The following is a 14,296-nucleotide window of genomic DNA, read 5'->3' as shown; positions in this document are numbered from 1 at the left end:
TTAGAGGACGACTAATAGACGTCTACAGGCCTTTTCACGGTTTATCGAAGAATCACACTTCCGCGGTAGCTGAGAAGAGGCGCCTATGGAGACTGCAGCCAGGGGAGTGGCAATTACGCCGACCCCGGAGCAGCCACGAACTCGTGGCCACTCCCCCGGAAAGCCGGTCCACCGCGGGTCGGACCGTCTACGTGACGCCGTCACAGGGATATAGAAGTACCACGATGGCACCAGGCGTATATGGCCTGGAATTGGATCCCAAGGCGAGCGTGACTTGTTTTGCCTTTGCCCTTGGGCGCCCGCGGACGGCGGGCGCCCAAGGAACTTTTGGCGCCTACTCCTCGACTTCTAGGCCCACCCACGACGCAATGGAATCATGAGCAAGGCTCAACAAATTTTCAGAACGCAACTGCACGAAATCCGGGGTCCAGTCGATATCTACGGCACCGACGGATTTGAGCATGGGCAGAAACGTATTACCCTGGGCGGCTATGGCGGTGAGTGATTGCTTTTCCGCTTCGTTTAAAGCAACTGCTTCCAGGATGCTCGCGGCCTCCTCCTTGGTCTCTGCGCTGAGAGCCTTATACATGACACGCTTGGCCGACCAAGGTTTGTTGCTGAGGCTGGAGTTCAACTCACCTGGCAAAAGAGTCAAGTTCCCGATGCAATCGACAAGCCGGTTTTCGCTAAGACCACTTGCCCACGTAGTGCCATCGGCCTTCTGTGGATAGACGTGTTCAATGGTCTTGAAGTGGTTCGACATCCACGCGGACTTGTTGAATACTTCATGAACGCCATTCTTCGCTTTGCGGAGAAGTCCCGGAGCTGCGGCGTCACAGACTGCGTTATTAGAGGCCGCCAACAACAGAAATCGTGTCAATGGCTTGCTGGCGGAGTACGTCGGTACGTGGCTGGCCTGCGAGATCCAGCTATGACGGGCCAGCACGCCCAAAGCTTCCAGTTTGGACTGAAGTATTGTTTGCAATTCGCTAATGTCGGGCACATCAGTAATGCTGCTGTTTTTGAGCGAGAACGTTGACGATCCCATGACTTCTCGCCACACGGAATCTATGTTGTTCGTCCCAATCGAGGCCGCTCTGTATAGAGCGAAGAACCCGGCGCAAGCCTTGATTGCCAGTGCCAGTGCATGTTCCGCTTCCTCCTTGTCCTCCGCAAACCGGACAGCCGCGTGATAGCGAGAAAGCAGAGGTATAACAATTTCGTGGTTAGCTGTTGAGAGGAAGGCAAGACCGAGATCGGCATGCCCGCTGTCGGCCGTGGAATATCTCCACTGCACCTTACCGTCAGTCCAATAGCGGCCGTGGATTTGAGAGACCGAAGAAAGTAAGGCGAGGTATTCACGCTTTGCACCGATCTCCGGGGTTTCTTCGTAGGACTGGTGCAGGAATCTCCGTTGCTCACTGACGCGGGTGCCTAGCTTTTGCCCTTGCTGTGCGAGTGCAAAAGGAATTACGAGCTTGCTCGTTCGCTTTTGTCGTTCCACGCTTCCACTCTTTTGGCCAATGTAGCTTTCGATTTCCTCGAAGTATGACTTCGAGACCGACTGTGGCCATTCGTTTACCTTCTCCGCCAGAATTACTTTCGGTTTGAAGGTCTCCAGCACCGTTAGTGGTTCCCCAGTGGTATTTAGCGCTTCAAACATATCGAATCCGTACTGCTCGCGTTTTGCCGTTACGCGCGTGACTGTGACTCTTTTCATGAAATATGCTGCGTAGGCCATAAGGCTAAGCAGTTCAGCGTCAACTTTCTCGGTGATTACTCCAGCTGTCGTAGAGTCATCCATTTCACTCTGAAAAAGCGCAATCTGCATATGCTGTGATTTTACAACTTCATCGACTCCCACAATGCGCGTATCATCGTTGTTCTTTAGTAGAGTCCTCAGATGCTTGAACATATGTTCTCGGAGAGCGAGGAGGTGATTAGCATCATTTTCGTGAGCGGGACCCATATCCTTCAACACCATCTTGGTATCAAACTTTGCTTTAAGGTTGGTGTTGGCTCGCGAGTGTGATCCATACTGGAATAGTAGACTTGCAATTGGCGATTTGTACTGCGCCTGGCTGGAATGTCTCGACCACCCGTCGACGTAGGCGCGAATCATCCGTGGGTAGTATCGTAGTTCTCCGGTCCTCATGTCTAGGCTGAAGATCTCTTCTAGCTCTGCCATAAGAATCTCGGCCCGCGACTTGAGCCAAGCTGAAGCGGAACTGGTAGGTTTCACCTTAGCCAGGCGAGTTGAAATAGACTCATGAAGAACGGTAGCCAGCACGAGTAGCGTGCTCAATCGTTGTTGACCGTCGATAATGTGCACCACGCTCGGGGGTAGATGCTCTTTGAATTGCGGCTGAATTGTGCTCTGGTCATTGTCTTTCAGGGTGATGATCGAGCCGAGAAACTTGATGCTGTCGTCAGTCACCAGAAGCTGTTCAAGTCCTGCTGCAACGTCGTCAAGAAGGCGCTCTATTTTCTCTTTATCCCATGAATACGGTCGTTGGTAATTGGGAACGTACAGACCGAGTCCGGGCTCTATAAAAAGCTCAAATACGGAGTAAGGCTGAGCGCTAAATATTTCTTTGATTTCCAATGTTTTCCCCTGCTGGCCGTGAACACACCTGGAGCTCTTCCAGGCCTAATCCTTTGTTTCTTCAAGGAACTATCTCGCCTAGGATAAGCGCTCATTAGCCTGATTGCTGACTATGTCTATCGGCGATTCCATCGTGAAGTTGTCCATCGGCCGGGGTAGATGTTCGGAAGCATTGGTACGCATGAGCGACTGTGATTTGCCCTGAATGCGTTGGCTCTGCCGAGGTTGCGTTCGGGTCGTTCACTAACCAATGTGTGTTTCGATGCACTACCCCATGCCGGGAACCGGGGTGCAGCAAGACCGTCCGCCCACAATCGTGCTTGCGGTATCCGAAGCCACGTGCCATACCTGCGACCAGGTCATACTGCCCCTGGCGGTTCCGGGACAGTTGGGGTGTTGCCTGAGCATCCCGGCAACGGACCAGAAGACGCCGGTGGACCGCAAACGGCAGTTCGTTGTGCCGGCGCAACGCAGCAGCCGGAGTTTGATTTAACTGCGGCTGACAGCAAGGCATGCGCCAACGAGCCTTGAGTATCTGACGGGTCTGCAGTCGGCTCCGTGTGACCACTACCTAGATCCTCCTGTTTGTCATTCTCGTGGTGATGCTAGTCATCGCCATCGAATGGTCGCTGGGACGAAGGAACCGCAGCCACCTCAACCTGAACCCCCACGTCCCGAAACTTCTGCACTTGGCCCGGGTCGGCGCCGTCGTCTGTCACCAGCGTCCATGGCAGCGCGAGCCGCGCCCAGGCGTGGAAGGGCCGCAAACCAAGCTTTGAAAAGTCCGCCAGAACATAAACGGATCGGCCGCGCCGGGCCATGAGCTCCTTCAGCCGGGTCTGGGCGTGGTCGGCCTCGCAGATGCCGTCCTCGGCGGTGACGGCGTCGGCGCCCAGGAACACCCGGTCAAAGCTCATCCGCTCCACCGTCGCCTCGGGCGGTGGTCCCACAAGGCACTCTGACGGGCCCGGCTGCGGGCAGACCCTAAGCGACATGCGCGGGCTGTACGCGGGCTACCCGGAGGTGAAGGGCGCGTGGCGCCGCGTGGTCCTCTCGCTGGATGAGGAGTTCGCCCCGCACCTGGTGGCGACGCTGCTGGGGCACTTCTCGGTGGTTGAGCCTGTCGAAACCACGACGGCGGCACTCGCCGAAGCAGGTTCACTCACCTGACCCGGATGGCGGGACCATGGCCTCTACACCTCGGGTGCACGTTTCGCGAGGCTGGCGGCGATACCACGGGAAGCAGGGAGGTGGCGGGCCGTGGATCGCTGGGACTTGGGAATCGCCGGGCTGGGACTGCTCGCGGCGGATGTCAGTGGTCTTCGGCCTGGTGGCCCACTTAATCGTAGGTAGGGGCATATCACGCTGGCTGTGGCTCTATGCAGCGGCCGGGTACTTCGTGGCGAGGCCAGCGCCGGCCAGGTCGGCGCCTGGTTCACCGGGCGCAACGAGCTCCCGCACCGGACCTGGGAGACCCGGTCGCAGGTGGTGTCAGCCGCGCGCGGCTGCGAGTTCGCCTGGGTGGTCGGTGGGCGTTTTGTCCGTTGGGGGCTTCATCATGACCCCGGCAGATAACGGGACGACGCTGACCGAGACATGGGAATTCCTGCCGGACGGAATCGCGATGTTCGGGGAGAAATACGGCGACGAGGCAGACGCCCAAATCGCCGACCGCACCCAGCAGGCCCTCGACGGCATCCCGAAAAACACTCGCGGCGATCAAGCGGATCGCCGAATCCAACGTTCCAACCGAACCTGCCCGGCACTAGGACAGGAAATGCCCGGTGAAGGCGCCACCCTTTTCCGTGCCCGAGCGCCCGCTGTAGTGTCATGGGCGTGATCGTCCCCGATATCCCACAGGACGCCGTGGCGGTGGCGGACCACTATGACGACCTTGATCCCATTTACCGAAGTGTGTGGGGAGACCATGTCCACCACGGGCTGTGGGCCACAGGTCGGGAGACTCCCGGCGCAGCGGTCGAGGCGCTGGTGGACACCGTCGGGGACCGGCTGGGCCTGATGGCGGGCCAGGAGTGTGTGGACATCGGCTGCGGCTACGGCTCCACGGCAAGGCGGCTCGCGGTGACACGCAGCGTCCGGGTCACGGGGTTCACTCTTTCTGCTGAGCAGGCCCACTACGCCGCGGCGCATCCGGTACCCGGCGTGGGCATCCAGGTCCAGGACTGGCTCGCCAACAGCCTGCCCGACGCCTCGGCGGATGCCGCGTGGGCAATTGAGTCGAGCGAACATATGGTGGACAAGCCCGCGTTCTTCGCCGAAGCGCATCGCGTGCTGGCTCCGGGCGGCCGGTTCGTTGTCTGTGCATGGCTCGCCGAGACTAATGCCAGCCGGTGGAAGGTCCGCCACCTGCTCGAACCGATCTGCCGCGAGGGGCGCCTGCCCTCGATGGGCACGCGCGAGGACTATGAGGCCATGGCAACGGCGGCAGGCTTCACTGTCGCCGCCTACGAGGATGTCAGCCGCCGGGTGTCCCGCACCTGGCCCATCTGCGCCGTCCGGCTGCTGAAGGCCCTGCTCGTTGATCCCCGGACACGGCGCCTTGCCCTTGGCGCACGCAATCGCGGCGCCATTCTCAGCATTCCCCGCCTGATCCTGGCGTACCGCATCGGCGCGATGCGCTACGGGATCTTCACGCTGTCAAAGGCATAGCAGGTGCTGGGGAAATCCCGCGCCAGGGGAGCGGCTGGCTTCACCCGCGCTGAGAGAGGACGACGGCGGGAGGCACCTTCCGCCGTCGTCCTCCCATCATGCCCTCCCGGCCCGGAGGCGGGACGCAGCAGGGCGTGGTGTGCGCCTGACTTTTGACCCTTGTTTCTGTCTGTCGGTAGGGCCCTTACTGAGGGGAGGAGCGGAATCCTGCCGCCCCCATGTGCGCCCCGAGGGAGAAAGACCATGTTCGCCAGAATCAGCACCTACAGGACCGGCCCCGAGACCCGCAGGGACAACCCGGCCGACGACGTCGTGAACAGCGTGCTCCGGCTTCCGGGATGCAAGGGCGTCTACTACCTTAACGGGAGGGACACGGACAACGCCCTGTCCATCACGCTGTGGGACACCGAGGAAGCGATGGTGGACAGCCGCCAGGTAGCCAGCAGGATCCGGGAGGAGAGCAGCCAGGCGGACAGGACGCAGGTCGTCGCCGTGGAGGAATTTGAAGTCACGGCCAGCAGGCTTCAGGACTGAGCCGCAGACGGTCTGGCTGCACTGCCAGGTTCAAGGGCCGCGGCTTCAGTGCAAAACTGCGTGCAACAATGGCGCCATGACTCACGAGCCTCAGTCCATGGTGCCCGAACTGGACAGTGCCGACCTTCCTGCTTTCGAGGCCGCCTATCAGGCCGCGCAAAAGAGCCTAGCCGAAGGCGGCATCCCCATCGGTGCTGCGAGAGCCCGCGACGGCGCGGTGCTTGCCAGCGGACACAACGAGCGCGTCCAGAACGCTGATCCGATCGCGCACGGGGAAATGTCGGCCCTGCGCGCCGCGGGCCGACAAAGGAGCTACCGGGACACCACGCTGGCCCCATGTGCCATGTGCGCTGGGACCATCATCCAATTCAAGATCCCCCGCGTGGTGGTGGGGGGAGGCCCGGACGTTCGACGGCGAGCTGAAGCTGTTGAGGTCACGCGGAGTTGAAGTGGTGGTGCTGGACGATCAGCGTTGCGTGGACATGATGGTTGCATTCAAGGCAGACAAGCCGGAGCTGTGGGCGGAGGACATCGCCGAGTAACCCAGTCCAATGATGGTGAGCGGCGCCTACGGACGGACCGGTGTGGCGGCCTCGTTGCCCAACACCGTGGTCCACGGGCTGGCGGTCCACGACGTCACGACGCCGTTGAGGACGTAGGGGTCCGCGGCTGCAAAGGCTTTGGCGGCTTGGACTGGGTTTTCGCCGGTGAAGATCAGCAGCCCCTTGAACGGTCCTTCGCCAATGGCCCCGCCGAGCAGAAGCTCGCCGCGTTCGACTGACTCCCACCCCGCCCGAAGGTGGTCTGCGCGGTATTGTTCGCGGGACTCGAGGTAGTTGTCGGCGTAGGTGTATTCGAGCACGGCGTGCATACGTCTCTCCGTATCGTTCAGGGTTTCATTCGTTGTAGAAGTAGCCTACCCAGCGGAACCTACCCGGAAACCGCCGGCACCTCGACCTAGACCCCCGCGTCGCAGAACTTCTGTACCTGTCCGTGGTCCGCTTCGCAGATGCCGTCCTCGGCAGTAACTGTGTGGCCCCGACAACCCCATCGGAACATTCACCGTCAGGTGCTCCTGGCCGTCGTACATCAATTCCACTATGGCGCAGCACTCCGGGTTAGCCAAGAAGGACGATGCATGGGCCTAGATACTTGAGACCCTTACTATTCTCGTCTTTCTGCTTAATGCCCTTGGGCGCGACCTCGCTGCGATTTTGCTGTTCGGTGCGAAAATATCCTCCCGTAGATGTCCGCTCCTACTCCGAGAACTTCAATGTTCCAGTCGGCGTTGGGAAGCTTATCTACGGCGAGCTGTACAAGTTCTAGGTCGGCCTTGACGGCCGCATGCGCCTGATCACCGGATATTGTTTCAAATAGGAGGCCATGTGTAAGTCGGTTTCTGAGATCTCTCGCATTCTTTGTCCAAAGGCTGATCTTGTGACTTCCGGTGAACCTGAGTTCTCTAGCAACGTGGTTGACAACTCCAGGCCTTGCATTCTTTCCCCGCGTGAAGAGATTTTGGTTGTCCACGATGTCATTAGGACTGAGAGAGGAGATACGACTGGCCACGAGCCGTAGGGCAAGTTCGGCGAACCTTCCGCTGTCCAAGACTGCACCGTCATGATCCTGCAGGCATAACTTGGTGATACAAATCCTCATCAAGTCGGCAAGGTAGCGCTCTGCAGGACGAAGCGGGAGTTCCTCGGAATACTTTCTAAAGCGCTGCAGTTCATCAACGTCGATTAGCAGTCGTTTCGAGATTCGATCAGCTATATCTTGTCCATTTGGCGCTGCCGCCCCTACGGATTTTATAGTTACAGTATCAACAGCATTTATTTCATAAACTCGTATATGGCTCGGGAGAGTGCCCAAGGTAAGGGTATGAATGCCGTGGTCATGGCGGGCGAGACTATAGGCTCGAAGGATATCATTGGCATATTCAATACCGCGATTGAGCGCGCCAAGCGCATTAAGAGGTGTCGGTCGCAAGCCGAATACACACACAATGATGAAACAATGTCCTGTTCGTGCGGCTGAGCTTCCTGCGTAAAGGGTTGTCGAGAAGTTCAAAAATTGCACCATTCGGACTTCCTGTTTTTGAACAGAAATCCGGTTGCTGCTGTAGCCCGGAGGCAAAGGAACCAGGCTCTCATATGGAAATACAAAGGCCACGCCATTCTGAAGACCAAAGCCTGTTCCCATATCGTCGAACTGACGGAGCATGCTCTCGATTTGACTCTCGATATCGAAGTCATCGATCAACGCAGCCAGAGCGTCGATCACTTTCGCATGAATAATCTCGTCCTCAACGTGCATGTAGATGCCATAGCGCGTCATCCACTGCTGATTGGTCAACAGGTTGATGCCGGGATGTGGGGAGGTCACAACCAAACCCCGGGCTCATCGGGATGCTTCTCTTCTGCTGTTCCTCCTGGCGGTTGGCTCATAACCGCATCAATTCTCGCCATCCAAACTTCCTCGTAAGTCCTACCTTGCGCGTCCGCCCAAAGACGTGCGGCTTGCTGAGGTTTCCCAGTTAAGAGCAAAGCTGAGTCATCAGGCACGGAGAATAGGTAGTCCGCCAGGAATCTATTTTCTTTTTCATCGTCAGCAAGGACCTCAGCTTCGATAAGTCGTCGCCGGAGAGCTTTCCCGGGGCCACCCGTCTTATACCTGGGCACCGGCAGTCGCGAACCTTTGAAAACGACCAAGCCCTCGGGGCCGAAGTCTCCATGGGCCGTGGAACCAGGTCCGTTGACGAAGTATCCCCACGGCGTGGTACTTCCGGTGCCGGGTGGGAAGGGGCCGAAAATCGGCTCGAGTACAGGTTGACCGAGCGTAGCGAGGAGAACCGCGACTGTATCAAAATGAAGGTCACAAATAGCCGCAATCGTATCTGGAACGTTTCTTTTGGAGCCGTTGTCGGAATTTTCAATCGAGTAACGCTTCATCTTCCTGGCTGCCAGAATTGCCTCATGTTCCAAGTAAGTCACGTGGGTAGATGCCCAAGTGTCGTCGGTTGATATCGCTACGAGCGCCCGACTCCAAAAACTCTTGCCAGCTTCATGCTCACCTAGTCGACGGCGAGCGTTGTCTGTTTGTCCTATGTAGCAGCGAGGGAGCGACCCGGCCTTGTCAGCAATAAGAAAATACAAGGCCGGAGATTGGGAGCTTGGATTCGTTAGAAATAACCCTAATTGACTCCTCGGGATGTCATATACTGCGATGTTCTGTGTCGGAAACTTTGCACGTCGTAGGGACTTTGGATCACCCTGTGGCAAAAATATCTCAATTACCTGTGGTTGGAAACGGCTTGAGGTATCACGCATCTCCGGTCACTCTCGGGCTCCTACTAGTCAAAGGACCACTAATTCCGCCGCTTTTCGCTGGTCGGGCTGCACTCTCTGATAAGGATACTTTTGTCCGCCCATTCTGCCCGAGAAAATTCGAGATAGCCTGCCAAGTCATGAAGTGGCGGTCCCTGCTACCCACTGCGCTCGGCTGGTGCAGCCACCTCAACCAGCACTCCCGCGTCCCGGAACTTCTGCACCTGGGCGGGGTCGGCGCCGTCGTCCGTCACCAGCGTCCACGGCAGCGCCAAGCGCGCCCACGCGTGAAAGGGCCGAAGCCCGAGCTTGGACGAGTCAGCCAGGACGTAAACCAAACGCCCGCGCCGGGCCATGAGCTCCTTGAGCCGGGTCTGGGCGTGGTCGGCCTCGCAGATCCCGTCCTCGGCGGTGACGGCGTCGGCGCCGAGGAAGACCCGGTCAAAGCTCATCCGCTCCAGCGCCGCCTCGGCCAGCGGCCCCACGAAACTCTGCGAAACACCGCGGAGCCGCCCGCCCAGGCAGTCCACCTCGATGCCCTCCGAATCGGCCAGCTCCTGCAGGGTATTCAGGCCCGGCGTCGTCACGGACAGCTTCTCGAACCCGCGCAGTTCGTGGGCCAGGGCACCGGCGGTGGAGCCGGCGTCGAGCAGGATGTTCTCGCCGGGCTGGATCACGGACGCCGCCCACCGGGCGATCGCCTGCTTCTGCTCGAACGCCTCGCCGGTGCGCTGCCGCAGCGACGCCTCCGGGTGCGCGCCCAGCGCCATCGCCCCGCCGTACGTGCGGGCCAGTCGGCCCTGCGAATTCAGCAGCGCCAGGTCGCGGCGGATGGTGGAGGCCGTCACCTCGAACTTCGCGGAGAGCTCCTCCACGGAGGCCAGGCCGGTGGTCACGGCAAGGTGGTAGATCTCCTCGCGCCGCGCGTTTGCGCTGAGCATTCCCGGTCTCCTTCCCGCGGGCATGGCGGTGGCAGTGCTACCCATGCTAGTGCTCGCCAGGGACGGCAATGGCCGGCCAGCTTTGCTGACCGGCCGTCCGTCGTGAGGAGCTTACGCAGCCTCGTCCCGTGCCGGTGCCAGGTCCACTGCCTGCCGCAGTGCCTCGAGCAGCGACTCGTGGTCGGCAATGTTCTTGCCGGCGATGTCGAAGGCAGTGCCGTGGTCAACGGACGTTCGCACCACGGGGAGCCCCACGGTGATGTTGACGCCGTTCTCCAGGCCCAGGACCTTCACGGGGCCGTGGCCCTGGTCGTGGTACTGGGCCACCACCAGGTCGAAGTCGCCGCGGCCGGCCAGGAAGAACAGGGTGTCCGCCGGGAGGGGGCCGAAGGCGTTGATGCCGTCCGCCTGCGCCTTCTCGATGCCCGGCTGGATCTTCTCCGCCTCCTCGCCGTAGCCGAACAGCCCGTTCTCACCGGCATGCGGGTTGATGGCGCACACCGCGATCCGCGGGTTCTCAATCCCGGAGGTGCGCAGCAGCTCATACCCGCGCTTGATGGTCCGGTACACCAGGTCGCCGTTGATCTTGGCGATGGCATCGATGAGGCCGATGTGGGTGGTCACGTGGATGACGCGCATCTTCGGCGCCGTCAGCATCATGGACACCTCCTCGGTGCCGGTCAATTCGGCGAGGAGTTCGGTGTGGCCGGGGAACTTGTGCCCGGCCGCGTGCAGCGCCGCCTTGTTCAGCGGGCCCGTGCAGATGGCATCCACCTGGCGGTCCATCGCCAGCTGCACGGCCTTTTCGATGAACAGGTACGAACCGTGGCCGGCGGCGGCGGACAGCTCACCCCAGGCGAGGTCCTCCGGGATGCAGTCGATGTCCAGGACGTCGATGGTGCCTTCCTGGAACAGCGCTTCGGACGGTTCCGCCACCTTGCGCATGGCCAGCGGGCTGGACACGATGTCCGCGGCGAGCTGCAGCCGGCGGAGATCGCCGATGACCAGCATCCGCGCCTTGGACCGGAGTTCGTTGTCCGCCAGGGCCTTGACGATGATTTCCGGGCCAATGCCGGCGGCGTCACCCATGGTGATGGCTACGATCGGGCGTCCCATTACTTGGTACTCATTTCAGTCGTTGTGCTAGAGAAAAACTGTGTGGTCCTGGCCAGCGTGCCGGCATCGCCGAAAGCGCCGGCCTTGGTGACCAGGAGGGGGAGGGGCTCCGGCAGCCGGCTCATCACCACGCCGGGCTCCACCTCGCCCAGGACGGTGAAGCTCCCGGCGCCGAGCGCCTTCAGGACCGCCGTCGCCGTTTCGCCGCCCGTCAGGATCAGCGCCTCGCAGTTCCCAATGCCGGCGGCAGTGGCCCGCGCCAGCGCTTCGGCCACCACCAACGCCTGCGACTTGTCCACGGCGCCCATGGGATCCGGTGTCAGCACGACGTCGGTCCGCAGCATCGCGGCAGCCACCTTCCGGGCAACCGCCGGGTCCTCGAGCGCCCCGTGGTCCAGCGTGATGTGCTCCGCGCCTGCCGCGACCAATGCCTCGGTCTGCTGCCGGGCGAGGCCGGAATAGCTGCCGATCACGGTCAGGGTCCGCTTCACGTGCCGCGCGTGCTCATGAAGAACACTCCCTCCTTCTTCCCGTGCGGCAATGTGCCCGGCCAGCCCGCCGGAGCCCGCCAGGAGCGCGGGGAAGTCCAGCAGCGCAGCCGCGGCGGCGATCTGCCGAAGGTCATCGTCAGAGACCGCGTCAAGTACGACGGCGTCCGTCCCGCGGTCCTGCACGTTGCGCAGGTGCGCGGCCAGGTCCTCCGGGGTGCGGTGCGCTTCCCGGCCCACCAGTTCAGTCGAAAGGCCGCCGGCGGCAAGGGCTCCCGCGACGTCGCCGTCGAACCTTGTCTGCGCGTTCCGCGCACCGTTGACGTGGACGATGCCGCCCACGGTGGTCCGTCCCGTGGCCGGAAAGGCCGGAGCGACAAGGGCCAAACCCCGCCCGCGGCCGTCACTGACGGCAGCCAGCGCTGCGGCAACCTCGGCACCGACATTGCCGCGGAGCAGCGAGTCGATCTTTTTGAAGACCTGCCGGTCCTGATCCATTGCTCGCACGACGGCGGCAGTGACGGCCGCCGCTGAATCTTCGGCGGAAAGGTAGCGGCTCTCGGTGTTGACCGACAGGATGTCCGCTTCCGGCCATGCGGAGTCGAGGTCGAGGATCACGGAACTGCTGTGGGTGGGTCCGTAGGCTGCGGCCGCATCTGCCGCTCCCGTCAGGTCGTCGGCGATGATGGCCCAGCGCTTGGCTGCGGTGGTGTTCATACTGCTGGGGTTACCTCGCGGGTTTCCACGGGCTGCTTGGCTTTCAGGCGCTTAGCGTACCAAGCGACCATGAGCGGGCAGCCGATGGCGGTGACCACCACGGAGGCTGCCACCAAAACGGTGGCTGGGCCGGCGGCGGCGGAGTAGGCCGGGTTGGCTGCGGCCACCAGCATGGGGACGGTGGCTGCGTTGCCTGCGGTGGTGGCTGCTGCGAGCCCTGCGATGCCGGAACCGCCGGTCAGCTTGTCCGCGAAGAACAGGACGGCGCCGCCACCGATGAGCACGAACAGGCCCAGGGCCACGCCGAGCAGTCCGGCGTTGAGGACCTGGCCCAGGTTCAGGCCGAAGCCCAGGGCCAGGGCGAAGAAGGGAATCAGCACCGGTGCCGCGGAGGAGAGGAACTTGCGCATGGCCGGGTCCAGGGCGCCCAGGATGGCGCCGAGGAGCAGCGGGATGATGGCGCCCACCAGGGCCTGCCACGGGAAGGCTGACAAACCGGCGACGCCGAGGGTCACCATGGTCAGGAAGGGGCCGGATTCCAGCGTCATCACGGAGTAGGCGGCGACGTCCTTGGGCTTGCCGTACTGGCCCATAAGCGCCATGTACATGCCGCCGTTGGTGTCGTTGAGGGCGGCCAGGATGGCCAGGACGGAGAGGCCCGAGAGCAGCCCGCCGTCGATGGGAAGTTCACCCATGAACCGGCCGGCGACGACCCCGATGATGATGGCGAACAGGACCTTGCTGCCGAAGAGGACGCCGCCCTTTTTCAGGATGTAGGGGGTGGCCTTGATATCGATGCTCGCGCCCATGCAGACGTAGAACACCGCGAGGATGGTGGTGCCGCCGGTGAAGAGTGCGCCGGTGAAGGAGCCGAAGAACTTGGCGGAATCCGGTGCGAAGGTGCCAAGAATGGCGCCGATGAGCAGGGGGATCAGCATCATGCCGCCAGGAACCTTTTCCATGGTGGCCTTGATTGGGACAGACATAAAGCAACCTCATTGTTGTCTGGGGGAGGGGGAGGCCGAGCGCGCAGCTCGAAGCATGATCTAGATCATAGCTACTGCTGCGCGTTTAGCGCAAGCCATTCTGCGCAAAACGCGCAAGCGGGCTTTTTGCTCGCGCAACCTGCCGCCCGCCGTCGCATTGTCAGAGGGCTGTCCTACCTTGAGTCTGTGCCAAACTTTCCCGTTAGCCGTGCCTGCGCGAACCGGGCAGTTCCCGCCGGCCGGGTCGGCTACGACCTGAACGCCGACCGCCTCCTGCTTCACACCTTCCAGCCCGAGGAGGCGTTGGAGGAGCTCCTTTCCACCGGGCAGCTCATCCCGGATCCGAGCCGGGCGGAGCCGCTGTTCGCCGATGCCTACGACTGGATGCTCCGGGAGATGGACCGCCGCCTTCCCACCAGCGGCGACGGGGCTCTTTGGTTCTGGGCACGCATTACCCGTGAGTACCTGGTGGACAGCTGCAGGCAGCACCGCGGCGACGTCCTGCTGACCTGCCGGATCCCGCGGGAAAGGGTTCTGCTGTCCCACTTCTCGGACTGGCACCGCGCCCTGGGCGGCACACCCCACGTGCTTGAATTGCCGGGCGAGAGCGACGATGACTATGGGGCACGGCTGGACCGGATCTGGGACGAACTCAACGAGCGCAAGCGGGCGGCCGGTGTGCTCGGCAAGGGATTCCGGGAGTGGCCCGAGGATCTGCGCAGGGATCTCGAACGGAGCTGGGAGCAGTTCCTCGACCCGTCAACCTACGGCAGGTGGGACACCGTGCAGGCAACCGCGCACGTCCTCCGCGCCGAAGACGTCATCGAAGCTGTGCGAATCGGCTAGAGGCCGCCGAAAGCAACCTCAGTGCTGTCTGGGGAGGGGGTGGCCGGGAGGCTGCGCGAGTTGCGGC

The 14,296-nt window shown here is 61.5% G+C and carries 13 protein-coding genes and 2 pseudogenes; 6 read left to right on the top strand and 9 right to left on the bottom strand.

Features of this window, described 5'->3' with window-relative positions; translation table 11 throughout:
• Positions 1–334: 334 nt before the first annotated feature.
• Together FBY30_RS01205 and FBY30_RS01200 are read right to left on the bottom strand one after the other, a co-directional pair.
• On the bottom strand, positions 335–2,605 hold the full coding sequence (locus FBY30_RS01205) for a DUF262 domain-containing protein (RefSeq protein ID WP_142130803.1): 2,271 nt from the start codon (positions 2,603–2,605) through the stop codon (positions 335–337).
• 605 nt (positions 2,606–3,210) lie between these two features.
• A pseudogene (locus FBY30_RS01200) lies at positions 3,211–3,567 on the bottom strand (DeoR/GlpR family DNA-binding transcription regulator); the annotation flags it as partial.
• Between the two features lie 31 nt (positions 3,568–3,598).
• Between FBY30_RS01200 and FBY30_RS01195 the strand changes: the two are divergent.
• The 5 genes and pseudogenes from FBY30_RS01195 to FBY30_RS01175 all read left to right on the top strand — a co-directional run bounded on the left by FBY30_RS01195 (position 3,599) and on the right by FBY30_RS01175 (position 6,351).
• Complete coding sequence (locus FBY30_RS01195) at positions 3,599–3,775, top strand: hypothetical protein (RefSeq protein WP_200830609.1); 177 nt, start codon at positions 3,599–3,601, stop codon at positions 3,773–3,775.
• A 388-nt stretch (positions 3,776–4,163) separates the two neighbouring features.
• Positions 4,164–4,445 (top strand): hypothetical protein, encoded by a 282-nt coding sequence (locus FBY30_RS20885; protein WP_235009287.1) that lies wholly within the window; start codon positions 4,164–4,166, stop codon positions 4,443–4,445.
• Positions 4,436–5,275, top strand: a complete 840-nt coding sequence (locus FBY30_RS01185; protein WP_235009286.1) for a class I SAM-dependent methyltransferase — start codon at positions 4,436–4,438, stop codon at positions 5,273–5,275. Before FBY30_RS20885 ends, FBY30_RS01185 begins: the two co-directional genes overlap by 10 nt.
• Positions 5,276–5,518: 243 nt before the next feature.
• A complete protein-coding gene (locus tag FBY30_RS01180; protein WP_142130801.1) occupies positions 5,519–5,809 on the top strand; it encodes a hypothetical protein in 291 nt (96 codons plus the stop codon).
• A gap of 76 nt (positions 5,810–5,885) precedes the next feature.
• Positions 5,886–6,351, top strand: a pseudogene (locus tag FBY30_RS01175) (nucleoside deaminase).
• A gap of 26 nt (positions 6,352–6,377) precedes the next feature.
• Here the strand turns inward: FBY30_RS01175 and FBY30_RS01170 are convergent.
• The 7 genes from FBY30_RS01170 to FBY30_RS01140 all read right to left on the bottom strand — a co-directional run bounded on the left by FBY30_RS01170 (position 6,378) and on the right by FBY30_RS01140 (position 13,383).
• The gene (locus FBY30_RS01170) at positions 6,378–6,680 is read right to left on the bottom strand and encodes a YciI-like protein (protein WP_142130800.1); all 303 of its coding nucleotides are present in this window, start codon (positions 6,678–6,680) and stop codon (positions 6,378–6,380) included.
• A 311-nt stretch (positions 6,681–6,991) separates the two neighbouring features.
• Positions 6,992–8,194, bottom strand: a complete 1,203-nt coding sequence (locus FBY30_RS01165; protein ID WP_142130799.1) for a hypothetical protein — start codon at positions 8,192–8,194, stop codon at positions 6,992–6,994.
• Complete coding sequence (locus tag FBY30_RS01160; protein ID WP_142130798.1) at positions 8,191–8,802, bottom strand: DUF4357 domain-containing protein; 612 nt, start codon at positions 8,800–8,802, stop codon at positions 8,191–8,193. Before FBY30_RS01160 ends, FBY30_RS01165 begins: the two co-directional genes overlap by 4 nt.
• 491 nt (positions 8,803–9,293) lie before the next feature.
• A complete protein-coding gene (locus tag FBY30_RS01155; protein WP_142130797.1) occupies positions 9,294–10,076 on the bottom strand; it encodes a DeoR/GlpR family DNA-binding transcription regulator in 783 nt (260 codons plus the stop codon).
• Positions 10,077–10,187: 111 nt separating this feature from the next.
• Positions 10,188–11,192: a 4-hydroxythreonine-4-phosphate dehydrogenase PdxA gene (gene pdxA, locus FBY30_RS01150; protein WP_142130796.1), complete on the bottom strand. Its 1,005-nt coding sequence runs from the start codon at positions 11,190–11,192 to the stop codon at positions 10,188–10,190.
• Positions 11,192–12,397 carry a four-carbon acid sugar kinase family protein gene (locus FBY30_RS01145; protein ID WP_142130795.1) on the bottom strand — a complete coding sequence of 402 codons (1,206 nt, stop codon included), beginning with the start codon at positions 12,395–12,397 and terminating at the stop codon, positions 11,192–11,194. Before FBY30_RS01145 ends, pdxA begins: the two co-directional genes overlap by 1 nt.
• Positions 12,394–13,383 carry a 2-keto-3-deoxygluconate permease gene (locus FBY30_RS01140; protein WP_142130794.1) on the bottom strand — a complete coding sequence of 330 codons (990 nt, stop codon included), beginning with the start codon at positions 13,381–13,383 and terminating at the stop codon, positions 12,394–12,396. Before FBY30_RS01140 ends, FBY30_RS01145 begins: the two co-directional genes overlap by 4 nt.
• 186 nt (positions 13,384–13,569) lie before the next feature.
• Between FBY30_RS01140 and FBY30_RS01135 the strand changes: the two genes are divergently transcribed.
• A complete protein-coding gene (locus FBY30_RS01135) occupies positions 13,570–14,229 on the top strand; it encodes a DUF3841 domain-containing protein (RefSeq protein WP_160141441.1) in 660 nt (219 codons plus the stop codon).
• The last annotated feature ends 67 nt before the right edge of the window (positions 14,230–14,296 follow it).

The sequence above is a fragment of the Arthrobacter sp. SLBN-83 genome, assembly GCF_006715285.1.
Lineage (GTDB): Bacteria > Actinomycetota > Actinomycetes > Actinomycetales > Micrococcaceae > Arthrobacter.
The sequence above is the reverse complement of the archived record's forward strand: the minus strand, read 5'-3'. Positions and strand labels throughout refer to the sequence as shown.